At 58.4% G+C, this 26717-nt stretch carries 22 protein-coding genes; 12 read left to right on the top strand and 10 right to left on the bottom strand.

What is annotated here, in order from left to right:
• Positions 1-2: 2 nt before the first annotated feature.
• The 4 genes from ppdK to QZ869_RS07475 all read right to left on the bottom strand — a co-directional run bounded on the left by ppdK (position 3) and on the right by QZ869_RS07475 (position 7751).
• Complete coding sequence (gene ppdK, locus QZ869_RS07490) at positions 3-2708, bottom strand: pyruvate, phosphate dikinase (RefSeq protein WP_296103730.1); 2706 nt, start codon at positions 2706-2708, stop codon at positions 3-5.
• A 172-nt stretch (positions 2709-2880) separates the two neighbouring features.
• Positions 2881-6345 carry a chromosome segregation protein SMC gene (gene smc, locus QZ869_RS07485; protein ID WP_296103725.1) on the bottom strand — a complete coding sequence of 1155 codons (3465 nt, stop codon included), beginning with the start codon at positions 6343-6345 and terminating at the stop codon, positions 2881-2883.
• Positions 6346-6429: 84 nt separating this feature from the next.
• Positions 6430-7104, bottom strand: a complete 675-nt coding sequence (locus QZ869_RS07480; protein WP_296103722.1) for a DsbA family protein — start codon at positions 7102-7104, stop codon at positions 6430-6432.
• A gap of 137 nt (positions 7105-7241) precedes the next feature.
• Positions 7242-7751, bottom strand: coding sequence for a DUF721 domain-containing protein (locus tag QZ869_RS07475; protein WP_296021210.1), 510 nt, complete (start codon positions 7749-7751; stop codon positions 7242-7244).
• A gap of 110 nt (positions 7752-7861) precedes the next feature.
• Between QZ869_RS07475 and mutY the strand changes: the two genes are divergently transcribed.
• Positions 7862-8968: an A/G-specific adenine glycosylase gene (mutY, locus tag QZ869_RS07470; RefSeq protein ID WP_296103720.1), complete on the top strand. Its 1107-nt coding sequence runs from the start codon at positions 7862-7864 to the stop codon at positions 8966-8968.
• A gap of 17 nt (positions 8969-8985) precedes the next feature.
• Positions 8986-9597, top strand: a complete 612-nt coding sequence (locus QZ869_RS07465) for an HAD family phosphatase (RefSeq protein ID WP_296103717.1) — start codon at positions 8986-8988, stop codon at positions 9595-9597.
• 385 nt (positions 9598-9982) lie between these two features.
• Here QZ869_RS07465 and QZ869_RS07460 read toward each other — a convergent pair whose 3' ends face one another.
• Positions 9983-11128: a site-specific DNA-methyltransferase gene (locus QZ869_RS07460; protein ID WP_296021217.1), complete on the bottom strand. Its 1146-nt coding sequence runs from the start codon at positions 11126-11128 to the stop codon at positions 9983-9985.
• A 197-nt stretch (positions 11129-11325) separates the two neighbouring features.
• On the opposite strand from QZ869_RS07460, the gene QZ869_RS07455 reads away from it, so the two are divergent.
• A complete protein-coding gene (locus QZ869_RS07455; protein WP_296036225.1) occupies positions 11326-12408 on the top strand; it encodes a hypothetical protein in 1083 nt (360 codons plus the stop codon).
• 21 nt (positions 12409-12429) lie between these two features.
• Here the strand turns inward: QZ869_RS07455 and QZ869_RS07450 are convergent, their stop codons facing one another.
• Entirely contained in the window at positions 12430-13110 is a 681-nt protein-coding gene (locus QZ869_RS07450) for a GntR family transcriptional regulator (RefSeq protein ID WP_296036222.1), read from the bottom strand.
• A gap of 146 nt (positions 13111-13256) precedes the next feature.
• Here QZ869_RS07450 and QZ869_RS07445 point away from each other — a divergent pair, with 146 nt between their 5' ends.
• Complete coding sequence (locus QZ869_RS07445; RefSeq protein ID WP_296021223.1) at positions 13257-13940, top strand: HAD family hydrolase; 684 nt, start codon at positions 13257-13259, stop codon at positions 13938-13940.
• Between the two features lie 69 nt (positions 13941-14009).
• On the opposite strand, the gene QZ869_RS07440 is transcribed toward QZ869_RS07445, so the two are convergent.
• Positions 14010-14591, bottom strand: coding sequence for a PilZ domain-containing protein (locus tag QZ869_RS07440; protein WP_296103715.1), 582 nt, complete (start codon positions 14589-14591; stop codon positions 14010-14012).
• 208 nt (positions 14592-14799) lie between these two features.
• On the opposite strand from QZ869_RS07440, the gene thrC reads away from it, so the two are divergent.
• Genes thrC through QZ869_RS07420 form a run of 4 tightly spaced genes read left to right on the top strand, consistent with a single transcriptional unit; the run spans position 14800 to position 21065 of the window.
• Entirely contained in the window at positions 14800-16197 is a 1398-nt protein-coding gene (gene thrC, locus QZ869_RS07435; RefSeq protein WP_296036216.1) for a threonine synthase, read from the top strand.
• Between the two features lie 21 nt (positions 16198-16218).
• Positions 16219-17517 (top strand): pitrilysin family protein, encoded by a 1299-nt coding sequence (locus QZ869_RS07430; protein WP_296103712.1) that lies wholly within the window; start codon positions 16219-16221, stop codon positions 17515-17517.
• 39 nt (positions 17518-17556) lie between these two features.
• Positions 17557-18147, top strand: a complete 591-nt coding sequence (locus tag QZ869_RS07425) for a GNAT family protein (protein ID WP_296074551.1) — start codon at positions 17557-17559, stop codon at positions 18145-18147.
• Between the two features lie 32 nt (positions 18148-18179).
• Complete coding sequence (locus QZ869_RS07420) at positions 18180-21065, top strand: EAL domain-containing protein (protein WP_296103949.1); 2886 nt, start codon at positions 18180-18182, stop codon at positions 21063-21065.
• On the opposite strand, the gene QZ869_RS07415 is transcribed toward QZ869_RS07420, so the two are convergent.
• The 3 genes from QZ869_RS07415 to QZ869_RS07405 form a co-directional block, all read right to left on the bottom strand.
• A complete protein-coding gene (locus tag QZ869_RS07415; protein WP_296103709.1) occupies positions 21030-22196 on the bottom strand; it encodes a putative zinc-binding metallopeptidase in 1167 nt (388 codons plus the stop codon). The two genes, QZ869_RS07420 and QZ869_RS07415, sit on opposite strands and share 36 nt — an antisense overlap.
• A gap of 144 nt (positions 22197-22340) precedes the next feature.
• Positions 22341-22532, bottom strand: a complete 192-nt coding sequence (locus QZ869_RS07410) for a CsbD family protein (protein WP_296021234.1) — start codon at positions 22530-22532, stop codon at positions 22341-22343.
• A gap of 104 nt (positions 22533-22636) precedes the next feature.
• Complete coding sequence (locus QZ869_RS07405) at positions 22637-23242, bottom strand: YqgE/AlgH family protein (RefSeq protein WP_296074546.1); 606 nt, start codon at positions 23240-23242, stop codon at positions 22637-22639.
• Between the two features lie 153 nt (positions 23243-23395).
• Here QZ869_RS07405 and QZ869_RS07400 point away from each other — a divergent pair, with 153 nt between their 5' ends.
• The 4 genes from QZ869_RS07400 to QZ869_RS07385 all read left to right on the top strand — a co-directional run bounded on the left by QZ869_RS07400 (position 23396) and on the right by QZ869_RS07385 (position 26702).
• Positions 23396-24241, top strand: coding sequence for a protein-disulfide reductase DsbD domain-containing protein (locus QZ869_RS07400; protein ID WP_296103707.1), 846 nt, complete (start codon positions 23396-23398; stop codon positions 24239-24241).
• Between the two features lie 84 nt (positions 24242-24325).
• A complete protein-coding gene (locus QZ869_RS07395; protein ID WP_296036205.1) occupies positions 24326-24811 on the top strand; it encodes a peroxiredoxin in 486 nt (161 codons plus the stop codon).
• Between the two features lie 278 nt (positions 24812-25089).
• Positions 25090-25833, top strand: coding sequence for an ABC transporter ATP-binding protein (locus tag QZ869_RS07390; protein ID WP_296103704.1), 744 nt, complete (start codon positions 25090-25092; stop codon positions 25831-25833).
• On the top strand, positions 25830-26702 hold the full coding sequence (locus QZ869_RS07385) for a metal ABC transporter permease (protein WP_296103702.1): 873 nt from the start codon (positions 25830-25832) through the stop codon (positions 26700-26702). Before QZ869_RS07390 ends, QZ869_RS07385 begins: the two co-directional genes overlap by 4 nt.
• Positions 26703-26717: the final 15 nt, after the last annotated feature.

The following is a 26717-nucleotide window of genomic DNA, read 5'->3' as shown; positions in this document are numbered from 1 at the left end:
CCTTACAGCGAGGCGATCTTCCTAGCAGGTGCGGCTTGCCGCTGTTGCGCCTGCGACAGTGTCGCCTGAGCGGCGGCCAGGCGTGCAATAGGCACGCGGAATGGCGAGCAGGATACGTAATCCAGCCCCACATTTTCGCAGAAATCGATAGAGGTCGGGTCGCCGCCATGCTCCCCGCAAATGCCAAGCTTGAGCTCAGAGCGTGTCTGCCTGCCTCGCTCCGCAGCAATGCGGATCAGCTCCCCTACCCCGTCGAAATCCAGCGATACGAAGGGGTCTCGCTCAATGATGCCCTTGCGCTGATAGGTGTTGATGAAGCGGGCAGCATCGTCGCGCGAGATGCCGAAGGTCGTCTGCGTCAGGTCATTCGTGCCGAAGGAGAAGAATTCGGCAGCCTCTGCGATGACATGGGCGCGAAGTGCTGCACGGGGAAGTTCGATCATCGTTCCCGTCAGATATTCCAGGGCCATGCCGCTTTCTGTTGCGACTTCAGCGGCCACGCGGTCGATGACGCCGCGAACATAATCCAGTTCCGAGCGAAGACCGACGAGCGGCACCATGATCTCGGGAACGATGGGCGCACCCGTTCGCCGCGCCGCTTCCACCGCAGCCTCGAATATGGCGCGGGCCTGCATCTCGGCGATTTCGGGATAGGAGATTGCCAAACGGCAGCCGCGATGGCCGAGCATGGGGTTGAATTCGTGCAGCGCATCCAGTCTCTGGCGAAATAACGTCTGCGGCATGCCCATGGCTGCCGCCACTTCGACGATCTCGCCATCGGTCTTTGGAAGAAATTCGTGCAGCGGCGGATCGAGCAGACGTATCGTCACCGGCATGCCATGCATGATGGAGAAGAGTTCGGTGAAATCCTCCCGCTGCATGGGCAGCAACTGATCAAGCGCTGCGCGCCTGCCCGCCTCGTCCTCGGCAAGGATCATTTCGCGCATGACGTGAATACGCTCGCCTTCGAAGAACATATGTTCTGTACGGCAAAGGCCGATCCCCTCGGCACCGAAGGCCCGGGCAGCACGCGCATCGGCTGGCGTATCTGCATTGGTGCGAACCGTCATACGCCGCGCGCCATCGGCCCATTCCATCAGCTTGCCGAAATCGCCGGAAAGCTCCGGCTGCGTCATAGGCACCTCGCCTCTCAACACCCGGCCCGACGACCCGTCAATGGTGATGACATCGCCCTTGCGCAGCATGCAGCCGATACCGACCAGCACGCCATTGCGCAAATCCACACGCATCGAGCCTGCGCCCGTCACGCAGGGTATACCCATTCCACGTGCCACCACAGCCGCATGGCTCGTCATGCCGCCGCGCGTAGTCAGTATGCCCTCGGCCGCGTGCATGCCGTGAATGTCTTCCGGGCTGGTTTCCATCCGCACCAGAATGACGCGTCGCCCCTCAGCCTTGGCTGCGACAGCTTCTTCAGCGTTGAAGACGATCTCGCCGGAGGCAGCCCCTGGCGAGGCGGGAAGGCCAGAACCGATAATGGGTCTTTCAACGGAGGAATCGATCGTGGGGTGCAGTAATTGATCGAGGGACGACGGCTCTATCCGGCACACCGCTTCATCGGCCGTGATCAGGCCCTCCTCGACCATGTCGACTGCAATCTTCATCGCCGCGCGCGTGGTGCGCTTGCCGCAACGAGTCTGGAGCATCCAGAGCTGTCCGCGCTCGATAGTGAACTCCATGTCCTGCATGTCGCGGTAGTGAGTTTCCAGACGCCCGCAAATCCCGATAAACTCCTGGAAGGCTTCGGGCATCAGCTTTTCCATCGACGGCTTTTCGGAGCCGGATGCTATGCGTGCCGCTTCGGTGATGGATTGCGGCGTGCGGATGCCCGCCACCACGTCCTCACCTTGAGCATTGACGAGAAACTCACCATAGAGCTCCTTTTCCCCGGTCGATGGATTACGCGTAAAGGCAACGCCGGTGGCCGAAGTCGAGCCGAGATTGCCGAAGACCATGGCCTGCACGTTAACCGCAGTCCCCCAATCACCGGGAATGCTATGAAGATGGCGGTAGGTGACAGCGCGGGTATTCATCCAGCTTGCGAAGACAGCGCCGATGGCGCCCCAGAGCTGAACTTCGGTATCTTGCGGAAACGGCTCGTCGAGCTCGTCTTCGAGCAGTTGCTTGTAGCGCGACACCACATGCTGCCACTCGTCGGCTGAGAGCTCCGTATCATATTCATAGCCAAGGCGACCTTTTTCGTCCTCGAGTATTTCCTCGAAGACTTCATGATCGAGACCCATGACGACGTCTGCATACATCTGGATGAAACGCCGGTAGCTATCCCAGGCGAAGCGTGCATCGCCCGAATCTTTACACAGAGCCTGAACGGTCTCGTCATTGAGGCCGAGGTTGAGCACTGTGTCCATCATGCCAGGCATAGACGCACGTGCGCCGGAGCGAATGGAGAGCAAGAGGGGGCGTGGCCCTGCGCCGAACTTGCGGCCCGTCATCGCTTCCATGCCGGCGAGGCCACTCAAGACCTGCAACTTCAAATCGTTGAGTAGCTGGCGTCCGCCCTGATGGTAGCGCCCACAGGCTTCGCTGATAATGGTAAAGCCGGGCGGAACAGGCAGGCCGAGGCTCGCCATTTCGGCAAGGTGCGCGCCCTTGCCTCCCAATATGGCCACATCGCCAGCACGGCCTTCGGCAGCACCATTGCCAAAGGTGTAAACCCACTTCTTCATTATACGCTCTCCACCCAGAAGCGTTCTTGTTTTTCAACCCATTATAGCATTGTCACACTGTTGGGAACGCCAGAGAGCACAAGATGACAGTGCAGTGCAGCATAATTGCGGCGTTCAATGGTCGATATCCGGCGACGGAGGGATAAAATCTCTGGTAGCGGGAGCCAGGGCTTCAGACCGCTTCCGCCAGCCTCTCCGCCATCTGCAGATCGACCGACACGAGTTGCGACACGCCCTGCTCCGCCATGGTGACGCCGAAGAGGCGATCCATGCGGGCCATGGTGATGGGGTTGTGGGTGATGATGACGAAACGGGTTTCTGTGGATGCGGCCATTTCATCCATCAGGTTACAGTAACGCTCCACATTGTGGTCATCGAGCGGTGCATCCACCTCGTCCAGCACGCAGATGGGTGCGGGGTTTGTGAGGAAGACAGCGAAGATCAGGGCCATGGCGGTCAGCGCCTGCTCGCCGCCGGACAGTAGCGTCATCGTCTGCGGCTTCTTGCCCGGTGGACGCGCCAGGATTTCAAGACCGGCTTCCAGCGGATCGTCGGACTCGATCAGTTGCAGTTCCGCTGTGCCGCCGCCGAAAAGATGGGTGAAGAGCCGCTGGAACTGGGTATTGACCACATCGAATGCGGCGACCAGACGCTCACGACCTTCGCGGTTGAGACTTTGAATACCTGCGCGCAGCTTTCTGACGGCGTCGATTATGTCGTCCCGCTCCTTGATGAGAGCGGCGAGCTTTGCCGAAAGTTCCGCCTGCTCCTCATCGGCGCGCAGATTGACGGCGCCGAGACGCTCACGCTCGATCTTCAGCCGGTCGAGATCGCGCTCCACATCGCGAACTTCGGGCAACGGCACCCCTTGAGCCAATCCAGTGAGACGCAGCGCCATTTGCGGCTCCACATTCAAAGTCTCGCGAATGCGGCTCTCACTCTCCTGACGCTTCTCACGGGCAGAGACCAGCCGCTCCTCGGCGCGGCCGCGCTTTTCACGCGCTTCCGCCAGTTCGGAGAGTGCGGTTGCCGCCGCACGGTCGGCGTCGCGCTGGAGATTTTCCGCTTCGGCCAGGCGGTCCGCGGCGGCGCGGCGCGCCTCTTCCATCTTCTGGAGTTCAGTCAAGAGGTTACGACGCTTCTCGTCAAACTCTTCAGGTGCAATATCGAGCTCCACGAGTTCGTCGCGCGCTTCCTCCTCGCGCTCCCTGAGTGTGGCAATGTGGTCTGCGGCGCTTGCGGCACGGGCAGCCCAGGTGGCGCGTTCCTGAGCGATGGCAGTGACACGGCGCTGACGGGTTTCCGCCTCCCGGTTCAATCCCTCATGGCGCGCACGTGCTTCCGCCAGAAGGCTGCGATCGGTGGCAACCTCCAGCTGGCTATCTCGCAGCCGCTGATCGATATCCGGAAGATCGGCGCTGTTCTCAAGTTCTATTCGTGCATTTTCCTCCTGAACGGCGATCTCCTCGATCTGACCGCCGATCTGGTTCAACGCCTCGGAAACGACATCGCGACGGCGTAGAAGGTCGCCGGACGCACGCTCTGCCATGGAGAGCGCATCCCGTGCCTCGGTCAATTGTCTGGCGGCGAGGCGGCTGCGCTCACGCGCTTCGGTCAGGCCAGTTTCCGCCATGCGGATCGCATCCGTCGAAACAGACAGCCGTTCCTCCGCCTCTTCCAGTGCAAAACGGGCTTCATCGATTTCGTTTTCGATTTCCGCGAGACGATTTTTCTGTGCCAGCCTGAGAGCCGCACTTCCCGGCGCATCGGCGCTCGCCACATGCCCATCCCACCGGAAGAGAGCACCCTCTTTCGTCACCAGACGCTGACCGGCCTTAAGCTGCGGCATCAACTCCTGCCCCTCCTTCACACTCGCCACAATGCCGATCTGGCGTAGGCTGCGCATCAGTGCGTGAGGTCCTGACACGTGGGAAAGGAGTGACAGGACGCCTTGGGGCAGGACTGGATCATTCGCACCGTCACCGTTCGCCGTCCAGTAAGCGGGTGCTGCCGGATCGAGCGGGCTTTCAAGATCGTCGCCAAGGGCAGCGCCAAGAGCCGCCTCGAAGCCACGATCGACCTTCAGTTCTTCCGCCACAGGAGTATAAGAGCCGGAGGCGGCACCGGCTGCCAACATTTTAGAGATGGTGCGGGCTTCGGTTTCCAGCGCATTGAGGCGATTGCGGGCACTATCCACCGGCCCGCGCGCAAAGGATTCGGCAGAGCGCGCTTCAGCAACCGCAGTTTCCGCCTGTACAACGGAGCTCAGCGCATCTTCTGCCACCATTTCCGCTGCCTCGACGCTCTCACGTCTTTCGGCGGGATCAGGCAATTGCGACAACTTGTCATCGATCGTGTCGATCTCGGAGGTTGCCTCTGCAGACTGCCGTTCCAGACGCATTTTGCGGTCGGCAAGATCGCGAATGGAGCGCTCAAGCTGGGCGCGAGACGCGGCGGTCTCGGCTCGCTCTGCGGTCAATGCCGCAAAGACCCGTTCACTTTCTGAAAGCTTGGCAGCGGCCTCCTCGAAAGCCTCGCGTGTTTCTTCGGCGTAGCGCCCAGAATCGGCAAGAATGTCGAGAAGCTCTGCTTCCTCCGTATCGAGGCGGGCGAGAATGTCGGCATTGTCCGAAACAAGCCGCTCTTCGCGCTGAATATCCTCGCCAAGCTGCGACAGGCGGCGTGCCAGTTCATCGCGGCGGCGAAGCAAGCGGTTTGCTTCATCGTCCAGCTGCGTGCGGGCGATTTGCAGTCGCTGCAGCGCGGCGGCAACCTTCGCCTCGTTCTCTCGCAGTTCGGGCAGCTTGAAGGTGGCCACGCCCTGCTCTTTTGCGGCTTCCATTTGCCGCTGCGCCTTTTCAGCCACCAGATTGGTGGCAAGGTTCAGGGCGGTGTCCGCTTCGCGCTCGGCCTCAGCGGCATCCACCCAGCGGATGTGCAGCAGTGTGGCTTCACGCGCACGGATATCGGCAGATAGCAACTTGAAGCGGTTGGCCTGGCGGGCCTGGCGTTTCAGGCTTTCGATCTGACTTTCCAGCTGTGCGGTCACATCCTCCAACCGCTCCAGATTGGTTTCGGCAGCGCGCAGACGCAACTCCGCCTCGTGGCGACGCGAATGCAGGCCGGAAATACCTGCCGCCTCCTCCAGCAACTGACGGCGTGCCTGCGGCTTGGCGTTGATCAACTCGCCGATTCGGCCTTGCCCCACCATGGAGGGCGACCGCGCCCCGGTAGAGGCGTCGGCAAAGAGAAGCTGAACATCCTTGGCACGGGCTTCCTTACCATTGATGCGATAGACAGACCCGTTCTCGCGCTCGATACGGCGCGTGACCTGGATCTCGTCGGCATCGTTGAAGGCGGCAGGAGCCGTACGGTCGGAATTGTCGAGATAAAGACCGACTTCTGCGGTATTGCGAGCAGGACGGTTGCCTGATCCGGAAAAGATCACGTCATCCATGCCGGAGGCGCGCATGTTCTTGTAGGAGTTTTCGCCCATCACCCAGCGAAGCGCTTCGACAAGATTGGACTTGCCGCAGCCATTCGGACCGACAACACCCGTCAGGCCAGGCTCGATTATGAATTCAGAGGGCTCGACAAAGGACTTGAAACCCAGGAGGCGCAGCTTGTTGAACTTCATGCCGCGGCCTCGCCCCGTCGCGCCCGAGACACGAAAACGGGCGCACGGACATATCCGGCGCCCGTCAAAATGCGGTAGCTTCGATTACAGAAGGCTGTCGATAAGGGCCGACATGGATTCAACCGACATGTCTCCAGAATACTTCTTGCCGTTGATGATGAAGGTCGGCGTGGAATTGACGCCGAATTCCGTTGCGCCGCGCTGCATCGTTGCGTTCACATCATTCAGAAGTTGCTGGTTCGTCAAGCAGGCCTCGAAGCTCTCCTGTGAAAAACCGGCCATTTTCGACATTTGCAATAGAGCTCCGCGCGCATCCTGGGCAGCGGCCCAATTCTGCTGCTGCTTGAACAGCATGGAGATGAAGGGGAAATACTGCTGTTCCGGCGCACAACGAGCCAGCATGAAGGCGGCGGCGGCGCGTGGATCGAAGGGGAATTCGCGAATGACGAAATAGACTTTGCCGGTATCGATGTACTTCTTCTTGATCTCTTCGAATGTCGTGTTGTGGAAGTGTGCGCAGTGCGGGCAGGTCATCGACATGTATTCGACGATCTTCACAGGAGCGTTCTTGTCCCCCAACGCACGATCCGGCAGGGCACCGGGCTTCAGGACCTCAGCCATGTCGACGTTACCGGAAGATTCCGGCAGATCCTGTGCAAAGGCATTGCCAGCAACAACCGGCAGTGCAGCTGCGACAGAGGCCATGGCGACAGTGCCGAGAAGACCGCGGCGGGTGAGGTTCAGTTCTGGGACATGCATGGAAGCACCTGTTTGTGAAAGACGCAAATGTCTATGATTGCGATATAGCCACACATCGTTTCCAACAAGCGGCGAGTGGTGTTGTTCTTGTCAAAGAATTGTGACCAGTCAAGGACTGTTCGACAACATAGCCTGCTTCAGAGTGTCCTGCCCTTCGGTCGCTTTTGCATGACCGCGGTGCCGAGGCGCTCCACCGCCTTGCGCAGCGCCTCGCTTTCTATGCCCTGCATCATGTCGTCCAGCTTCTTTGCTGCCTCACCCCGCAAAGGCTGCGGCTTGCGGCGGCGCGTCGATGCCGCCGAAACCGGCTTTTGCACGATCCGGATTTGACGTACGGCAGGAAAGCCGAAGAAACCGTTGATGCGGGCAATCAACTCGCCCTGCGCGTGGGTCAGGAAAAGAGCGCGCGCGCCTTCGCACGCAATGGTCAAAACGCCCGGCTGATAACCGCCGCGATCCGGCCCCTCGTCGCGGCGTGGCCAGGTGATCTTCTCAGGGCGGGTGCAATCGGCGAAATCAGTGCCGGCAATCTCATCCCATGAACCAAGCAGCGCGGTGCTTATTCCTGCACGCTTTGCCAGAACGGGATCGATGATACCATTTGCCACTTCGGCAATCTGAAGGACACCTTTACGGGGTGGTCGCATAGTCACAACTCTATACTCGTGGCTTGATCGGGCGAAGCGTATGGACCAAGTATAGGACGTTTCCGTCTCGATTGGAAACGCCCTCAGCCAAATCGGAACAGACTTTACGTATGCTGCATAAAATCGAAGGGCCGGCTTATGCTCAGCTGCTGCTGGCATGGTATGACCGCCACCACCGCGACCTGCCGTGGAGAACCTCGCCGTCGATGGGGGCCAAGGGGTTGCGGGCCGATCCCTACCATGTGTGGCTTTCCGAAGTGATGCTGCAGCAAACGACCGTGCAAGCCGTGAAGCCTTACTTCACAAAGTTTCTTGCCGCATGGCCGACCGTTGACGATCTTGCAGCAGCGCCGACAGAGGACGTCATGGCCGCCTGGGCGGGGCTTGGCTACTATGCGCGTGCGCGAAACCTGAAGAAATGCGCCGAAGCGGTCGCCTTTCAGCATGGCGGCAGGTTTCCCGATACCGAGGACGGTTTGAAGGCTCTTCCTGGGATTGGCGATTATACCTCGGCGGCTGTCGCTGCCATTGCCTTTAACCGGAAGGCTGCGGTGATGGATGGCAATGTGGAGCGGGTGATCTCACGCCTGTTCCTGATCGATTCGCCGTTGCCCGCCTCAAAACCACTGATGAAAGCAAGAGTTGCAGAGATTACACCTGGCGACCGCCCCGGCGATTTTGCCCAAGCGATGATGGATCTCGGCGCCACTATCTGTACGCCGAAGCGCCCCGCCTGCGCGCTCTGTCCGTTTAATGGCCGATGTCTTGCCCTGGCGCAGGATGAGCCGGAGCGCTTTCCGGTCAAGGCCAAGAAGAAGGACAAACCCGTCCGCGTTGGAGCGGCCTTCGTTGCCGTCAATGACAGGGGTGAGATCCTTCTGCGACGGCGCGTCGAAAGTGGTCTTCTCGGTGGCATGACGGAAGTGCCGACCACAGCCTGGACCGCCCGCCTGGATGGCGGCACCGAGACGTCGCATGCGCCTTTTGACGCCGACTGGGAAGCGGCAGGCACGATCGTGCATGTCTTCACGCATTTCGAGCTCAGGCTATCGATCTATCGCGCCAAAGTCGAAAGTGACCTTCGGCACGATGACGGATGGTGGGAGCCGGTCACAAATCTTGATTCCCAGGCACTGCCCACGGTGATGAAAAAGGCAATCTCACAGGCTATTCCATTGGCATTTGCGGCATCAGGCCGCAAATCTCGGGCGATTTGAAGTAACAGGACAATTTCATGAAAAAGATCAATCATATCGTTTTCGATATCGGCAAGGTTCTCATTCATTACGATCCGCATATTCCCTACAGCCGCCTGATCCCCGACGATGCGGAACGCGCCTGGTTCTTCGAAAACGTCTGCACCCATGACTGGAATATAGAACAGGACCGCGGTCGCACATGGGAAGATGCCGAAGCGTGGCTATTGGACAGACATCCTGATCGAGAATACCACATTCGCGCTTTTCGCAAGCACTGGCACGAGATGGTGTCCCACTCCTATGACGATTCCGTCGCCATCCTCAAAGGCCTGATCGACAGGGGCCATGACGTGACGATGCTGACGAATTTCGCGTCAGACACGTTTCGCGAGGCGCAGAAGATGTATCCATTCCTGACACTATCGCGCGGCGTGACCGTGTCAGGCGATGTCGGTTTGATCAAGCCGGATGTAGCAATCTACACTCTCCATGCGGATACGTTCGGGCTCGATCCAGAAACCAGCATCTTTATCGACGATACGATTGCCAATGTGGAAGGCGCGAAGGAGGCCGGCTGGCAGGCCGTGCATTTTATGAGTGCTGAAAAGCTGAAGGCGGATCTTGCCGACTACGGCATCAAGGCTTGAGAATCCCTGGCGCAGGCGGGAATGGCGGTCCCCGTCCTGCGCCAGTCCAGCCGCAAGCGGCCAGATCGAAGAATCGTCAATGTGGGGGAGCATTCCGTTTTCTTGGCTTTCCACATCAGTCACCAGCGGCGCTTCTAAAAGCCCGTGGATGGATGCGGCGGCGGTTAGCTGTCGTTCCCTTGGCGTGACTGATTAAAGAGGCTTACTTGCTCGAAGCTGTCCATGCGATTGAAATATTTCATGAAAATTCGGTATTTCTAACATGATAAAACCAGGGCCCGGCGTCTGGTAAACGCCGAGCCCTGGTTGCTCTTCATCCGGGACTGAAGGTACTAAAACCGGATGAAGTATCTGGCTAAAGCAGCACGAGGCGGTGGATCGCAGACTACTCGGCTTTGGCCAATTCCATACGGATAACGCTTCTGAGATCATCGATGGGCTTGAGGACGTCGCCCTCGTGATAATGCCAGAAGGTCCAGCCGTTGCATGCATCGAGACCCTGAACCTTGGCGCCAAGACGATGGATCGAACCTGCATCGCCGCCAGACGAGACGGTACCGTCGGCACGAATGATTGCGGTGTAGCGACGTTTGGCATCCGTAAGCACCTGACCCGGGCGCACCAGACCGCTTTCAAGCAGAACGTTGAAGGCCACGCGTGGCTCTGCCTTCTTGCCGGTCATGACCGTCAGTTCAGCCTTGCCGAGCGGTTCGACCGCGGCAATGCGGGCAGAGGCTGCGTCGATGTAATCCTGCTCGCGCTCGATGCCGACGAAATGACGGCCAAGGCGTTTTGCCACCGCACCCGTGGTGCCGGAGCCGAAAAAAGGATCGAGCACGACGTCGCCAGGCTTGGTCGAGGCCATGATGACGCGGGCGAGTAACGCTTCCGGCTTCTGAGTCGGATGGATCTTCTTGCCGTCATCGCCCTTCAGCCGCTCCGAGCCGCTGCAGATCGGGAACAGCCAATCGGAGCGCATCTGCACGTCGTCGTTGGACGCTTTCAGCGCTTCGTAATTGAAGGTGTAGCTTTTGGCTTTCGCATCGCGGCTGGCCCAGATCATCGTTTCATGGGCGTTCTGGAAACGGCGACCCTTGAAATTAGGCATGGGGTTGGTCTTGCGCCAGACGATGTCATTCAGGATCCAGAAGTTCATGTCCTGAAGGATGGAGCCGACACGGAAAATGTTGTGATAGGAACCAATGACCCAGATGGTGCCATTGGGCTTCAGCACGCGGCGGCAGGCCAGAAGCCAGGCGCGGGTGAAGGCATCATAGGCATCGAAAGAGGCGAACTGGTCCCACTCGTCATCAACCGCATCCACGAGCGACTGATCGGGGCGATGCAGCGCGCCGCCAAGCTGGAGGTTGTAGGGCGGATCGGCGAAAATCGCATCGACTGACTGGCTCGGCAGCGCTTCGAGCGCGGCGACGCAGTCACCCTTGATGATGCTGTCCTTCCAGGCATCGCTTTCGCCTGCAAGATCAAAACCGGCGCGCCGAAAATCGGCCAGTGGAAACACTGATGCCATGGGTACTCGCTCCATACGCTTACTCAACTGAACTGGCCTTATGGTTACCGAAGATGGTTATCAAAGGCTGAACAAACCCCTGAAAAATCCCAAAAAGATGGGAATGGAACCGGATATTATTTTTAACGTTTTGATTTAGGAATTTTCCACGCTGGCGGTATTATGGTGCCAGTGACGGGTGCAGGGGTAAGTTGAAAATGCGCATAGCCTTGATGATCGCCGCGACGCTCTATGCCAGCGCCGCCTTTTCCCAGCAGGCTGCGCCGCAGGCGCCGAAGCCGCAAGTGAATGTCCGCACGAATGCCGTGATGTTCAGCGGCGGCCCGTCGCTTGGCGATAGCGACAAGGTTCGCTGGGATTTCTACAAGGCAGACAGCATGGGTGGCCGCAGTGACGAGAATGTCGGCGGTGCGTACGATGCGACCTTCGAGGAAAAGATCCCGCCCGGACGCTACGTTGCCGTTGCCTCTCTCGGCAGTATCAGTCGTGAAATTGCATTCGAAGTGAAGGACGGCGGCGTGACGGACCTTGCGGTCGATTTCGAGGCCGCGCAGCTGACGATCGTTCCCAAGCGCAGCCCGGAAAGCAAGGAGGCAGAGCCTCTTGCGCGCGTGACAGTCACGCAGGACGATTTCAACGATAGTGTCTACGGATCAAAGGAAATTTTCGTTCCCGCTGGCGAGTTGAAGCTTCAGGGCCGTATCGGTCCAGCTGAGGCAGAAGAAACGATTACCGTCAAAGCGGGCGATACGCTGACACACGACGTTATCATTCCAAGCGGCGTGGTCGTGGCCAATGCTGTCTACAAGGAAGGCGGCCGCAAGGTGGAGACGGACGGCATCCGCTTCGAGGCACTTGCCGAAACCGACACGCTGGACGGTACTCGTAAGACAATTACCGGAACTTATGGCCCTGGCAAGATCATGCAGATGCCGGCCGGAAACTTCATCATGAGGGCGCGCCTCGGCAAGGTCAGCGTTGAAAAGCCGTTCACTGTGACAGCCGGCCAGCGCACGGATCTTACTGTCGATCTCGATGCTGGCGTCCTTGCCGTTTCAGCCCCGAAAGCGGAGCGAATCGACATCGTCGAAACCACCAAGGACTTACAGGGGACGCAGAAGGAAATTTCCGGGCGCTACGGAACGACGCATCAGGAAACGCTTCACCCCGGGACATATTCGGTAAAAGTGACCTACGACAAGAAGACCAATCGCGAGCCGAAGGAAGTCAATGCTACGGTGACAGCGTCCGAACGCACCGAGATCAACGTCGCAGACTGACTTCCACTGCAAAGACGGTCACTATCCCACGATTGAAAAGGCATCGCGCGTCGAGCCGGTCGGCGTTCGAACCGCCGTGCGGCCGATCCATTGCACGTGACCATGCAATATCCGAATCGCTTCTTCACCACGTCCATCGCGAAGCGCATCGATTATGGCGCGGTGATCGGTATCTGTGCGTCGCTCCCATCCAGCTCGCCAGGCGGAAAACAGGAAGCGGGCGCTTGCAGCATGAAGCCCGTCTATGGCTTCCATCAACCTTGGCATGTTGCACGGTGCGATAATCAGCCTGTGGAAGCGACGGTTCGCCGCTTCCCAATGGCGAACATCCTGCGCGTCGTCGCCTTCATGGGTCGCAGCCTCGGCTTCGGTAAGAATGGCATCCGTCAGGTTCGGTATCGCATTGCGAAGTGCCAGAACCTCGAGTGCGGCGCGCATTTCCGCCACCTCGCGCACATCGGCCAGACCGAAATCAGCAACGCGAACGCCCCGGCGCGGAATGCTGACTGCAAGCCCCTGGGCCTCCAGACGGCGAAATGCCTCCCGCACCGGCACATGAGAGGCGCCAAATTCTTCAGCGATGTGGTCCTGTCTCAGTCTTTCGCCGGGCGCGAGCTCGCCGCGCACGATACGCTCGGCAAGCGTGCGGCTGATCTTGGCGGCAATCGTATCGTCTGGCTTGGGCTTTGGAATCTTGACCATGATCTGACATAGGGCGAGGTCACGGGATTGTCGAGCGACAGTGTAGCCGCAAAGCTCCATTGCATTCCAGCTGGTTGAGCTTCTCCAGTACTTGGTCTAAAAGCCAGCCACTCCATCAATTCCTCTACCGACATCAAGGAGCGCATATGAGCGGCTTCGACCTTATCATTTTCGACTGCGACGGCGTTCTGGTCGATTCAGAGATCATCGCGGCACAAGTCGAATCCCGCCTGTTGACAGAGGCCGGCTATCCGATTTCTGTCGAGGAGATGGGCGAACGCTTTTCCGGCATGACATGGAAAAACATCCTGCTGGAGGTCGAGCGGGAGGCGAGCATTCCGCTCTCTGCCACGCTGCTTGATAAGTCGGAAAAGCTGTTGGATGCGCGCCTGGCACGCGACGTCAAAGTCATTGACGGCGTGAAATTTGCCCTGTCGCGCCTGACGACACAGCGCTGCATCTGCTCGAATTCTTCCAGCGCCCGGCTCGACATGATGCTGACGAAGGTCGGCTTGAAGCCCTATTTCGAGGGCCATGTCTATTCCGCCAAGGATCTTGGAGCGGATCGCGTCAAGCCGAAGCCCGACATTTTCCTCCACGGCGCCAAGCAGTTCGGCGTCTCGCCTGACAAGGTCGTTGTGATCGAAGATTCGGTTCATGGTATCACCGGCGCGCGCGCGGCTGGCATGCGCGTCATCGGCTTCACCGGCGCATCGCACAGCTATCCGAGCCATGCGGACAAGCTGACCGACGCTGGTGCCGAGACAGTGATCTCCCGCATGCAGGATCTGCCCGCGACGATCGCCGCCCTTTCCGAATGGGCGATCTGAGCGCATGAAAAAGCCGGGCCGCTTGACGCGATCCGGCTTTTGAAAACGTCGACAAAGACCCGTCTGGTCTCAGCCCCTGCGACCGCTCTTCTTGCCGCCTGCCTTAGCGCCGCCTGCATCGAAGGAGATGAAGACATTGGTCTGCTTGGACGCACCGCCCGGAGCATTCGGAATAGCAACATTCGGGTTGTTGAAGATGAACTGCGTGCCTGCGTCACCGGCAGGAACGTCTACGCCGAGGCTGGTGACCTGCGAGAAGATTTCACCGTCGCCATCTTTCACAGTGACGCGGATCGGCAGATTGACGCGGCCAGGCTTCGAAAGAGGCCCGGGAACAACACGTCCCTGTGCAAAGACGTTTACCGTCAAGGTCGATTCGTTCATGCTGCAAGAGCGCGTCGTATCGGATATGGATGCCTGGTAGACGAGCTTGCTCGGATCACCTTTTGCGCCGCCTGCATAGACCTGATGCACTGCGTTGCTGTCGAGCACGGTGATGGGCGGGCAAGTCGCCTGCACGACGGGCGCCACATTGACCTGTTGTGCCGGAGGATTGACCGCCAGCGAGTCGGACGGATTGGAAGAATTGCAACCCGCAAGCACGGCAAGCAGCGATGCTGCGGCGGATAAACGCAAAATAGTCCCTGTCACTCTGTTCCACCCTCTAAAACAATTCCGCAACAGGCCGCTGATGCTGTTTATTGGCCTTTCTTGCCTGTCGGCGATGGTCTATAGCAGCGGCGCTGGGAAAAATCGATGGTTGCGTTGGGATTTGTGCCATTTTTGCGAAATGGGCGAGAAACCCCGCAGACACGGTTTGTCAGCCATGAACTGATGACGACGACGAAGGACGATTTCCGTGAAATATGTTTCGACCAGGGGCAGCGCCCCATCGCTTGGTTTTTCCGATGCGCTGCTTGCAGGCCTTGCGCGTGATGGCGGCCTTTATGTGCCGAGCGAATGGCCGAAGATGAAAAAGAAGGAAATTCGCGCCCTTCGCGGCAAGACTTATCAGGAAATCGCCTTCGAGGTTCTCTACCGCTTCACCGGCGGGGAAATTCCTGAAAAGGATTTTCGTTCGATGATCGATGACGCCTACGCAACATTCCGTCATCCAGCTGTCACCCCTCTGGTCCAGACCGGACCGAACAGCTTCATTCTCGAGCTTTTCCATGGCACGACACTGGCGTTCAAGGACGTCGCCATGCAGCTTCTGGCTCGGCTGATGGACTACACCCTGGCCGAGCGCGGCCAGCGTGCAACGATCGTTGGCGCCACGTCCGGCGACACCGGCGGTGCCGCCATCGATGCGTTTGCCGGTCGCGATCGCACCGACATCTTCATCCTGTTCCCGCATGGCAAAGTTTCGCCTGTCCAGCAGCGTCAGATGACGAGTTCGACTGCTTCCAACGTGCATGCGCTTGCCATCAATGGTAATTTCGATGATTGCCAGAACCTCGTCAAAGAGATGTTCAACGACGCGAAATTTCGCGATGGCGTGAAGCTTTCCGGCGTGAACTCCATCAACTGGGCGCGCATCATGGCGCAGGTGGTCTATTACTTCACCACCGCGATTTCGCTCGGAGCGCCCGATCGCAAGGTTTCCTTCACGGTGCCGACCGGCAACTTCGGCGATATATTTGCGGGTTATGTGGCCAAGCAGATGGGCCTGCCAATCGACAAGCTGGTGATCGCCACCAATGACAACGACATTCTGGCCCGCACCCTAAAGACCGGTCGTTACGAGATGCGCGGCGTTCACGCCACCACCTCGCCTTCGATGGATATCCAGATCTCCTCAAACTTCGAGCGCCTTTTGTTCGAAGCCTATGATCGCGACTCGGACGAGATCAAGCGCTCGATGGATGGCCTGAAGCAATCAGGCGCCTTCCAGATTTCCGAAGCGGCGATGAAGGTGATCAAGCGAGACTTCCGCGCGGGTCGCGCAACCGAAAAGCAGGTCGCGGCAACCATTCGCGACACACTGAGCGAGACCGGCTACCTGCTCGATCCCCATACCGCTACAGCGGTGTACGTGGCGAAAAAGCACGAAAAAACAAACAGTCCAATGGTGGTTCTTTCAACCGCGCATCCGGCGAAATTCCCTGATGCTGTAAAATCCGCTTGCGCAATCGATCCTGCCCTACCAGTATGGCTTGCTGATCTTATGAACCGGGAGGAGCGTTTCGACGTCCTGGAAGCAGAGCTTGAGGCGGTGGAGACCTTCATCGGCAAGCATGCTCGCGCCAAGGACTGACCGACGCGGAAAGACGTGGAAATGAATGTAAACGTAACCCGGCTTTCGTCCGGGTTGACAGTCGTGACCGAAAGAATGCCTCACCTCGAAAGCGTTGCTCTCGGTGTGTGGATAAAATCAGGTTCGCGCAACGAGACGGATGACGAGCACGGCATCGCTCATCTGCTCGAGCATATGGCATTTAAGGGCACGGCGCGCCGCACCGCCCGGCAGATCGCGGAAGAGATCGAGAATGTCGGCGGCGAAGTCAACGCTGCCACGTCCACCGAAACCACATCCTATTATGCCCGTGTGCTGAAGGATCACGTTCCCCTGGCAGTCGATATTCTGGCCGATATCCTGACCGAGTCCGCCTTCGACGAGGCGGAACTGGAGCGCGAGAAGAACGTCATCCTACAGGAAATCGGTGCTGCTACGGACACGCCCGACGACGTCGTTTTCGACAATTTTTCCGGTGTCGCCTATCGCGACCAAACGATCGGTCGTCCGATTCTCGGCACACCGGAAACGGTACAGTCTTTCACCACAGCCCAGATCCGCCATTATCTCGGTCGGAATTACACCACCGACCGGATCTTTGTTGTCGCGGCCGGTGCCGTCGATCATGAAACCTTTGTTAAACAAGTGGAGCAGCGTTTCTCCAGCCTCCCGCAGAAGCCTGAAACGACTCCGATCATCGAGAAAGCCATCTATACGGGCGGCGAAATTCGCGAGACGCGCGATTTGATGGATGCGCAGATCCTTCTCGGCTTCGAAGGCAAGGCTTATCACGCACGTGATTTCTATTGCTCGCAGATTCTCGCCAATATTCTCGGCGGCGGCATGTCGTCGCGGCTTTTCCAGGAAGTGCGTGAATATCGTGGCCTTTGCTATTCGGTCTACGCCTTCCATTGGGGCTTTTCAGACACCGGCATTTTCGGCATTCATGCCGCAACCGGCAGCAGCGATCTGCCGGAACTGGTTCCCGTTATCACCGAGGAACTGCGCAAGGCCTCTGACGTCATCCATCAGGAAGAAATCGACCGTGCTCGCGCGCAAATCCGCGCACAGTTGTTGATGGGGCAGGAAAGCCCGGCTGCACGTGCAGGTCAGATTGCGCGCCAGATGATGCTTTACGGTCGTCCTATTCCCAATGACGAGATGATGACGCGCCTTGGCGACATCACCCGTGAGCGGCTGACCGATCTTGCAGGGCGTCTGTTTTTCGATAAAGTTCCGACATTGTCAGCCATCGGTCCGCTGGAAAACCTGGCGCCGCTGTCCGACATCACGGCGGGCCTTTCAGTCGCGCCTTCGATGAAGATAACCGCAAACGGCTGACGGAACAGACTGCCCCGCAGCATGGTGTTGGACGACTAAATGCTGCGCTTTCTCTCCCGCAATAGCGATACGCCGGAACTTCGCAGCGCAAACTACCTGCTGAGACTGCCGCGTTATTCCGATTTCAAGCAGTGGCACAAGCTACGCTCGGAAAGCCGCGGCTTTCTTCAGCCATGGGAGCCGACCTGGCGCAGCGACGAACTGACCGAAAGTTCGTTTCGCGTGCGCGTTACCCGCAACAACCAGGAATTCTCGTCCGGCACGGCCGTATCTCTGCTGCTCTTCTTATCGGACGATACGCTGATCGGAGGCATCACCATCGGCTACATCCGCAGGGGTGCGGCGCAAAGCTGTATGATCGGGTATTGGATGGGTGAGCCATATGCTCGAAATGGCCATATGTCTGCCGCATTAAAACTGGTAATACCCTACATCTTCAATGGACTTCAGTTGCACCGTATTGAGGCAGCCTGTATTCCAGACAACTTCAAAAGCATCCGGCTGCTCGAAAATGCCGGGTTTCAGCGGGAAGGCCTCTTGCGCGAATATCTGAAAATAAACGGCGAATGGCGGGACCATGCCATGTTTTCGCTGATTGCCGACAAACGCGTTTCCGGCGGGACTCAGTGAGAGTGATGACATATATGAGCCTCGTGTCGCGTATGTTGAAACGCATACCGGCGAAAGCATGTGCGACGGCGCTTCTGTTTTTCTTTGCGCTGCTGTCAAGCCACGCGTCGGCTTTCGAGCCGGTGAAGATTTCTCGCGATGACACTGCGCTCGATCTGACGGCCACTACCGATATCTACGCCAATCAGGGCGAGGCGTTTCAGGTTTCGACGGCGCCTGGGCCGGACGGCATTCGTCGACGCATTGAAGTGCGGGCAAGCTCTCCCGCCCACCAGGGCGATTGGGCGGTGTTTGCGCTTGCCAACGTCTCGGAAGAACAGCTTGAGCGCGTCATCGTCGCGCCGCACTTTCGTCTCGTCAATTCCAAGCTCTTCTGGCCCGATCTCGGCTCGCAGCGCATCATCGCCATCACCCCGAGCGAAGGCTTCGCGCTGGATCGTCAACCGAGCCCCGATGCCGACGTCTTCCGCATCACCCTGAATCCGGGCGCTGTCATCACCTTCGTGGCCGAGCTTTCCACGCCGCAACTGCCGCAGCTCTATCTTTGGGAGCCGGAAGCCTACAAGGACACGATCAACGCCTTCACGCTCTATCGCGGCATCGTGCTTGGTATTGCCGGTCTGCTCGCTGTTCTCTTGACCATTCTTTTCGTGGTCAAAGGAACGTCCGTACTGCCCGCATCCGCAGCTCTCGCCTGGGCCGTACTTGCTTATATCTGCGTCGATTTTGGCTTTCTGGAAAAACTGATTACCGTAACGTCGAGCGACGAGCGAATGTGGAGGGCGGGCGCCGAAGTGGCGCTCGCCTCCAGCTTCGTGGTCTTCCTGTTCACCTATCTCAATCTGAACAGATGGCACGCGCATCTGGGCTATGCCACATTCGCATGGATCATCGGTCTCGGCGCGCTTTTCGGCGTCGCGATCTACGATCCATCCATTGCATCCGGCATCGCGCGCGTTTCCTTTGCGCTGACGGCGTCCGTCGGCATCGTGCTGATCATTTATCTCGGCTTCAACCGCTACGATCGCGCCATTCTGCTGGTGCCATCCTGGGCGCTGATCCTGGTCTGGCTCTTCGGCGGGTGGCTGACAGTGACCGGGCAACTGGACAATGACATCGTGCAGCCAGCACTCGGCGGCGGCCTGGTCCTGATCGTGCTTTTGATCGGCTTTACCGTCATTCAGCACGCCTTTGCAGGAAGTGCCTATCAGCAGGGTTTGTTCTCCGATCTCGAGCGTCAATCCCTGGCATTGACCGGGAGTGGCGATACTGTCTGGGACTGGGATGTCACGCGCGACCGTATCGTTACGACGCCAGACGTCTCGATCAAGCTTGGCCTTCATCCGGGCACCATGCATGGCGCTGCGCGCAACTGGCTGCCGCGCCTCCACCCCGATGACCGCGACCGCTTCAAGGCAACGCTCGACGTGTTGCTCGACCATCGCAAGGGCCGACTGAACCACGAGTTTCGCATTCGCGCCGAGGATGGTCATTTCCATTGGCTGCAAATTCGAGCTCGGCCTGTGCTCGGCTCCAACGGTGAAATCATTCGCTGCGTCGGCACCATTACCGACATTACCGAACCGAAGAATTCCGTCGAGCGACTGTTGCAGGACGCGCTGAACGACAACCTGACCGGCCTTCCAAACCGCCAGGTTTTCCTCGACCGCCTGCAATCGGTGCTGAACCTTGCGCCGGATGGCGATACGGTTCGCCCCACGGTCATGGCGATCGATATCGACCGCTACAAGCTCGTCAACGACACGCTTGGCATCGCTGCCGGCGACAATATTCTGATTGCCTTGACGCGCCGCCTACGCCGTCTTCTCAAACCGCAGGATACGCTGGCACGTCTGGGCGGAGACGAGTTCGGCCTGATCCTGGTGTCAGAGCGCGACCCGCAACGCGTGGCAGATTTTGCCGACGCGGTGAACAAGGCCATCATGGTACCCATCAATTTCGCCAACCGCGAAATCGTGCTGACCGCCTCCATCGGTCTGGTCTCCTGGATCGACCAGCAGGAAAATGCTCCGGGACTGTTGAGCGACGCTGAGCTTGCCATGTATCGCGCCAAGCGCGCGGGCGGCAACCGGGTCGAGCCTTTCCGTCCAGCCTTCCGAACGTCTGGAACCGATCGTCTGCAAATGGAAAGCGATCTGCGCCGCGCACTTGAGCGCAAGGAGCTTTCGCTCGCCTACCAGCCTATCGTCAAACTAGACAATGGCGATCTCGCGGGCTTCGAAGCCCTGATGCGCTGGGAGCATCCGAAGCGCGGAAACATTCCGCCGAGCGAGTTTATTCCGATTGCCGAAGCGTCGGGCCTTATCGAGCCGCTCGGCATGTTTGCGCTCGAGCGGGCAGCAAACGACCTGATGGACTGGCAGCACGCTATCGACAAGCTTCCAATTTTCATCTCGGTCAATATTTCAAGCTCGCAGCTGTTGAACAACGAACTTTACAACGACGTTCGCAGCATGCTTCAGCGAACACGCTGCAATCCCCAACAGTTGAAGTTGGAATTGACAGAATCCATCGTGATGGAAAATCCTGAACAGGCGCGTCTCGTGCTGGCCAAGCTCAAGCAAACCGGCTTAAGCCTTGCGCTCGACGATTTTGGCACTGGCTATTCTTCGCTTGCCTACCTGACACGTTTCCCCTTCGACACGATCAAGCTGGATAAGGCACTGATCGCCAATACCAGCGACAAGCGGAACGTTCTTCTACGCTCGATCATCGCCATGGCGCGTGCGCTGGAAATGCAAGTGGTGGCAGAAGGTATCGAAACGCCGGAAGATGCGGCAGAGCTTGCCCGTATGAATTGTCATTACGGGCAAAGCTTCCTTTTCGGTACGCCGGACACGCCGGATGCGGCGCTTAGGCTACTACGCGAGCGCTTTCAGGTCTTCAAGCGCGCCTGATTGCTGTTCGGTCTGAGGCTGAGCCCCGCCTTGCTGCTGCGCTGCGCTATCGGGCGCATCCGAGTTGGCTGGAATTTTTTCATGCAAGAGATCATGAAGGAATTGCAGCTTCTCCACCACCGCGGGCGTTAGTACGAAGGGGTAGAGGTCGGCCTCTCCCATGCTGCGCTGCATGGAGTTCAGCGCTACGCTCAGCGGTACCCAAGCGTTGACCAACCGTTGTGCGCTTCTGGCACGGTAAGGGTCAAAGGCAACTTCGGTTGCCATTTCCTCATGACCTTCCGGCTCGATGGCGATGCCGAAGGCATGGGCGGTTTCGAGTGTGTCAACGATGTGGAGATAGTGTGCGAAGCACTCGGCGAAGTCTTCCCATGGATGTACTGATGCATAGGAGCTAATATAGGTTTCCTGCCATCCCGGCTGCGGTCCCTGCTCGTAATTGCGTTTCAGGGCCTCACCGTAATCCTCTCGCTCGTCGCCAAAGGCGGCGCGGAAAGCGTCAAGTCTTCCAGCGTCACGCACCATCTTATTCCAGATGAAATGCCCGACCTCATGGCGGAAGTGGCCAAGCATGGTGCGATAAGGTTCGTTCATGTTGGCGCGAACCTGTTCACGCGTGACATCGTCGGCTTCAGCCGCACGGATCGCAATCAGCCCCTCGTCGTGACCTGTCATGGCCGGGATAACCGAACCGTCGGCAGCAATTTCATCCACCAGAAAGTCGAACACCAAGCCACCTTGCGGGTCGGAATCGCGGTTCGGATGAGGCAGTTTCAAGCGCAGCATGGAGTAGAAGAGGTGCCGCTGCGCCTGGCTAAGGCGCCGCCATTGCTCGATTCCTTCCTGGGTCGAGGCATCCGGCACCAGACGGTTATGGCTGCAAGCGGGGCAGAAGGGTGTTTCGCTATCGGCCGGGATAGCCCAGTTGCAGATGTCGTTGACTTCGTTTGCGCAGAAGCGAACCTGATGATCCGGCTTCGATACCAGCGTCCACAACGGGTCACCTGCTGGATCCAGCGCCTCCATCGAAAGCGTCTGCGGTACGAAGGCGAGCCGGTGGCCGCATCGAACACAGGACCGGTTATCAAAGTGAACGGGCTGCCCGCACGCAGCACACGAGAAAAGTTGCATCCCTATCTCCTGGGTATCACGACTGGTTGGGGAAATTGCTCGCACAAGCGAAAAGCGCATGTGCCGAACTTCAACACATGCGCTCAGGGACCTGTGAGGGTCATCAAGGTTGGACCGTCTTATCTCTAAGAGGTCGCGGTCGTCTTACATTCTGTCGACCGTGTCCTTGACGGCATCCTTGGCCTTGCCGGCAGCGACCTGAACCTTGCCCTTGGTTTCCTGCGCAGCACCTTCGGCGCGCATGCTGTCGTTGCCGGTAGCGGAACCAACGCTCTGCTTCACCTTGCCAGCAACTTCGTTTGCCTTACCAGCGATCTTGTCGGACGTGCTACCCATGATCATTCTCCCTAGTTTCATGCCAGGCTCGGTGCTGGCTACCGGGTAGAAAACGTCACCACTATAATTTTGTTCCTGCTGATCTCAAGCTTTCAATCTCAAGGTCAAGCGTGCCCTGCTTCGGCTGAGAGCATGCGCGGATCGACCCCCATCAAAGCAAGGGCTCGCTCATATTTGTCGTCCAGAGAACGATCGAAGATCAGTTCTTCCGATGCCGGGCAATTCAGCCAGCCATTATTGGCGATCTCGTTTTCGAGCTGTCCCGGTGCCCAGCCAGCATAACCGAGCAGCATCGTGGCGCGCTGCGGCATACGGCCGTTGGAAATTGCCCGCACGATATCGAGCGTCGCCGTCAACGAGATATCGTCGCTGACGGGAATGCTAGATTCGCTTGAGTAATCATCAGAGTGCAGCACGAACCCCCTGCCGGCTTCCACCGGTCCGCCGAACTGGATCGGAAAATCGCGGGTGCGATTGGGCAGCATGATCGCGTCGTTGCTATCCATGATCTTCAAATGCAGGAGAACATCGGTGAAGGTAATCTGTTGGCCTCGATTGATGATGAAACCCATGGCGCCGGCCTGAGAGTGCGCGCAGATGTAGATGACTGAGCGCTCGAAGGCGCTGTTGTCCAGACCTGGCATGGCGATCAGAAACTGACCATCCAAAAAGCCTCGTTCCCTTTTGTCCATGAGGGTCGAAAAAGCCAAGAGCACCTCCCCTTTTCAGCGCCCCGTAGCGACGCCGGTTTGGTTTCACCATTTGGCAAGGATGCTGCATAGCGGCCCATCAATCAACCGAAAATGATAAGTGGGACAAAATCGTAACTGGTGACTTCTAGCCTGTTGCGCTAGACGAAGAGCATGACCCGTTCGATTTACCTCCCCTTTCGCACATTTCTGATCGCCCTCTTCACCCTCGTCGCGATGTTTGCCAGCGGGCAAATCGCCAGGGCCGATACGAGCGAATGGGCGACGAGCGAGGGCGGGCGCATGCGTATCGTCAGCCTGCCCGCAGACCCTAGCGGCAAGATCGAAGCGGTTCTTCAAATCGAACTTAAGCCCGGCTGGATCACCTATTGGCGCGAACCGGGAGAAGCGGGCATACCACCGCAACTCAAGCCAGATCCGACAAGCGGCGTGACGTTGGCCTCCATGGCCTTCCCCGTGCCCAAGCTGATCAAGAACGATGATATAACCGATATCGGCTATGACCAGCCGGTGAACTTTCCCTTCACCCTTCATTCCAGTGCAGGGCACGACGCAGATGTGGTTAAGTTGACGGCCTTTATCGGCGTCTGCCTCAATATCTGTATTCCGTTTGAAGCGGGTTTCGAGATCGATAGAAGGGCACAGGCGACGCAAGAAGAGCTTGCCTTCATCGAGGCAAGCAAGGCAAGCCTTCCAGAGGCACCAACAGACGACTTCAAAGTTGTGAACTTTCACATCACTCCCGACAAGACACTGCTCGGCGTGGAGTTACACCTGCCTGAGGGTGCTCCGAAAGAGGCCGATATCTATGTCGCCGGCCCGTCCGGCTATGCCTATTTCGAGCCGCAGAATTTGGTGCGCGACAAGCGCAAGCTTTCCTTTTACATGAACATCAAGGGCCTGCCGAAGAGCTATAACCCGAAAGGCCAGAGCTGGCAGATTCTGGTCAAATCCGGCTCCCGGGCCATGGAAGCGCCGCTAGATTTCCCAGCACAATAACGCCCGTCAGGGATCAAGAAACGACTTCACAGTTTTCTCGATGATGCTCTATAGTCGCGCCGTCATTGCCACAGGAGCGATATTATGACCATCAAGATCGGCGACAAGCTGCCCTCCGCAACCTTCAAGGAAAAAACAGCGGACGGCCCTGTCGAAACCACGACCGACGAGCTTTTCAGCGGCAAGAAGGTTGTCGTCTTCGCCGTTCCCGGAGCATTCACGCCAACTTGCTCTTTGAACCACTTGCCGGGTTATCTGGAAAATCGTGACGCCATCCTAGCGCGCGGCGTGGACGACATCGCCGTCGTCGCCGTCAATGACTGGCACGTCATGGGCGCTTGGGCGCAATCGAGCGGCGGCCAAGGCAAGATCCATTTCCTAGCGGACTGGGACGCCTCCTTCACCAAGGCGCTCGGTCTCGATGCCGATCTTTCCGGCGGTGGCCTTGGCGTACGCTCCAAGCGTTATTCCATGCTTGTCGATGACGGCGTGGTCAAGTCTTTGAACGTCGAAGACAATCCCGGCCAGGCAACGGTGTCTTCGGCTGCCACGATGATCGAACAGCTCTGATCTTCCAGTCTATACGTGAACTCTAATTGGCCCGGCATCGCGTCGGGCCTTTTCCATGTAAAGGGATATCATCAAGCCTAAAGAAGCGGCCGCTAGCCGCCTTTCTTCCGCCTCAATTGTTACACCATAACAGTAACGGTATAACATTTTTGTGAGCGCGCTATGCGTTTGTCGACCCTACCTCCCCTTCTGCGCCAGTCTTCGGCTCAACGCCTTCTTCTGGCTCTCCTGCTTCTCTTGCCCCTCTGGGCCGCGATATATTGGGCGGTTGTGTTGCCATGACGAAAGTCCCCATTCTTCAGGTCGAAAACCTTACCGTCGCTTATGAGCGGCACCCGGCGGTTCATCATGTTTCCGGTGCTTTTCATGCGGGAAGCCTGACGGCCATTGCCGGACCAAACGGCGCAGGCAAATCAACGTTGCTGAAATCCATTATCGGCGAGTTGCGGCCATCTGAAGGTCGGATCATCCACGCTTTGAATCGGACTGATTTTGGCTATCTACCGCAGGCTGCGGATATCAACCGGCGTTTTCCGATTTCGGTGCTAGATACGGTTCTGCTCGGTGCATGGAAATCAGCAGGCGCATTTGGGCGCATCACGACCGCGCAACTGGAGGCAGGTCGCCACGCATTGTCGGCCGTGGGTCTTGAGGGCTTCGAGAAGCGACCGATTGGTTCGCTCTCAGCCGGGCAGTTCCAGCGTGTGCTTTTCGCGAGGCTTCTGGTCCAAGATGCCAAGGTCATTCTGCTGGATGAGCCTTTCACTGCTATCGATGCCAGAACGACGCGCGATCTGCTCGACATCGTCGCGCGCTGGCATGGCGAGGGCCGCACCGTGATCGCCGTGCTGCATGATTTCGATCAGGTACGGGCGCACTTTCCTCAGACCTTGCTGATTGCCCGAGAACTGGTTGGCTGGGGTGCGACCGATGACGTCATGTCGTCTGTCAATCTTCTGCGTGCGCGTGCCATGGCCGAGCGCTGGGATGAGAATAGCGTCATCTGCGAGCCAGCAGCATGACGGCCTATGATCTCTTCGTTGCGCCGTTCCAGGATTACGGCTTCATGCGCCGCGCACTCGTCGCCTGCCTTTGCCTTTCGGTTGGGGCAAGCCCCATCGGCGTTTTACTCGCCCTGCGACGGATGAGCCTGATGGGCGATGCGCTGAGCCACGCCATTCTGCCGGGGGCTGCCATCGGCTATCTTATAGCAGGTTCGCTCTCGCTCACGGCCATGGGCCTTGGCGGTCTCGTTGCGGGGCTATCCGTCGCGCTTCTTTCCGGCATCGTCAGCCGCGTGACACCGCTCCAGGAGGACGCAAGCTTTGCGAGCTTCTACCTGGCATCGCTGGCGCTAGGGGTGTTGATTGTTTCGCTGCATGGCTCGAATGTCGATCTGCTGCATGTGCTTTTCGGCACGATCCTCGCCATCGATGCGCCCGCACTTTTTCAGATTGGCGCGATTACATCGCTGACGCTGGTGGTGATGGCGTTTATCTATCGCCCGCTCGTGACCGAATGTTTCGATCCCGGCTTCCTGCGCGCCGTGGGCGGCCGCGGACCGATCTATCACGTCGCTTTCCTGTTGCTGGTCGTGCTCAATCTCGTCGCAAGTTTTCAAGCACTCGGAACGCTAATGGCAGTGGGCCTCATGATGCTTCCGGCGGCGATCGCGCAATTATGGGCGCGCAGCCTGCCTGCGATGCTTGCGATCGCCGGCGGCAGTGCCGCAGTCTCGGGCTATCTCGGCCTCGTTGCCTCCTACCATTTCGAAACGGCGTCCGGCCCCACCATCATCATTGCAGCCACCTGTCTTTATGGGCTCTCCATACTGGTTGCGCCTGCGGGCCTCGGTTCGCACCTTTTCACCCGCCCTCATCTGAAGGGCTAATTTTAGGAGAATGCC

This window comes from uncultured Agrobacterium sp. (genome assembly GCF_913777885.1).
Taxonomy (GTDB): Bacteria; Pseudomonadota; Alphaproteobacteria; order Rhizobiales; family Rhizobiaceae; genus Agrobacterium.
This window is presented reverse-complemented; position numbering and strand designations above follow the sequence as displayed.

What these genes read in the sequence shown, in the direction of transcription:
- QZ869_RS07465 (WP_296103717.1), top strand. Translation starts at nt 8,986, where the DNA reads ATGAAAAAGATCAATCATATCGTTTTCGATATCGGCAAGGTTCTCATT.
- QZ869_RS07395 (WP_296036205.1), top strand. Translation starts at nt 24,326, where the DNA reads ATGACCATCAAGATCGGCGACAAGCTGCCCTCCGCAACCTTCAAGGAA.
- smc (WP_296103725.1), bottom strand. Translation starts at nt 6,345, where the DNA reads ATGAAGTTCAACAAGCTGCGCCTCCTGGGTTTCAAGTCCTTTGTCGAG.
- QZ869_RS07410 (WP_296021234.1), bottom strand. Translation starts at nt 22,532, where the DNA reads ATGGGTAGCACGTCCGACAAGATCGCTGGTAAGGCAAACGAAGTTGCT.
- QZ869_RS07420 (WP_296103949.1), top strand. Translation starts at nt 18,180, where the DNA reads ATGTTGAAACGCATACCGGCGAAAGCATGTGCGACGGCGCTTCTGTTT.
- QZ869_RS07390 (WP_296103704.1), top strand. Translation starts at nt 25,090, where the DNA reads ATGACGAAAGTCCCCATTCTTCAGGTCGAAAACCTTACCGTCGCTTAT.
- QZ869_RS07475 (WP_296021210.1), bottom strand. Translation starts at nt 7,751, where the DNA reads ATGCGACCACCCCGTAAAGGTGTCCTTCAGATTGCCGAAGTGGCAAAT.
- ppdK (WP_296103730.1), bottom strand. Translation starts at nt 2,708, where the DNA reads ATGAAGAAGTGGGTTTACACCTTTGGCAATGGTGCTGCCGAAGGCCGT.
- QZ869_RS07415 (WP_296103709.1), bottom strand. Translation starts at nt 22,196, where the DNA reads ATGCAACTTTTCTCGTGTGCTGCGTGCGGGCAGCCCGTTCACTTTGAT.
- QZ869_RS07455 (WP_296036225.1), top strand. Translation starts at nt 11,326, where the DNA reads ATGCGCATAGCCTTGATGATCGCCGCGACGCTCTATGCCAGCGCCGCC.
- QZ869_RS07445 (WP_296021223.1), top strand. Translation starts at nt 13,257, where the DNA reads ATGAGCGGCTTCGACCTTATCATTTTCGACTGCGACGGCGTTCTGGTC.
- QZ869_RS07385 (WP_296103702.1), top strand. Translation starts at nt 25,830, where the DNA reads ATGACGGCCTATGATCTCTTCGTTGCGCCGTTCCAGGATTACGGCTTC.
- QZ869_RS07400 (WP_296103707.1), top strand. Translation starts at nt 23,396, where the DNA reads ATGACCCGTTCGATTTACCTCCCCTTTCGCACATTTCTGATCGCCCTC.
- mutY (WP_296103720.1), top strand. Translation starts at nt 7,862, where the DNA reads ATGCTGCATAAAATCGAAGGGCCGGCTTATGCTCAGCTGCTGCTGGCA.
- QZ869_RS07430 (WP_296103712.1), top strand. Translation starts at nt 16,219, where the DNA reads ATGAATGTAAACGTAACCCGGCTTTCGTCCGGGTTGACAGTCGTGACC.
- QZ869_RS07425 (WP_296074551.1), top strand. Translation starts at nt 17,557, where the DNA reads ATGCTGCGCTTTCTCTCCCGCAATAGCGATACGCCGGAACTTCGCAGC.
- QZ869_RS07480 (WP_296103722.1), bottom strand. Translation starts at nt 7,104, where the DNA reads ATGCATGTCCCAGAACTGAACCTCACCCGCCGCGGTCTTCTCGGCACT.
- QZ869_RS07460 (WP_296021217.1), bottom strand. Translation starts at nt 11,128, where the DNA reads ATGGCATCAGTGTTTCCACTGGCCGATTTTCGGCGCGCCGGTTTTGAT.
- QZ869_RS07450 (WP_296036222.1), bottom strand. Translation starts at nt 13,110, where the DNA reads ATGGTCAAGATTCCAAAGCCCAAGCCAGACGATACGATTGCCGCCAAG.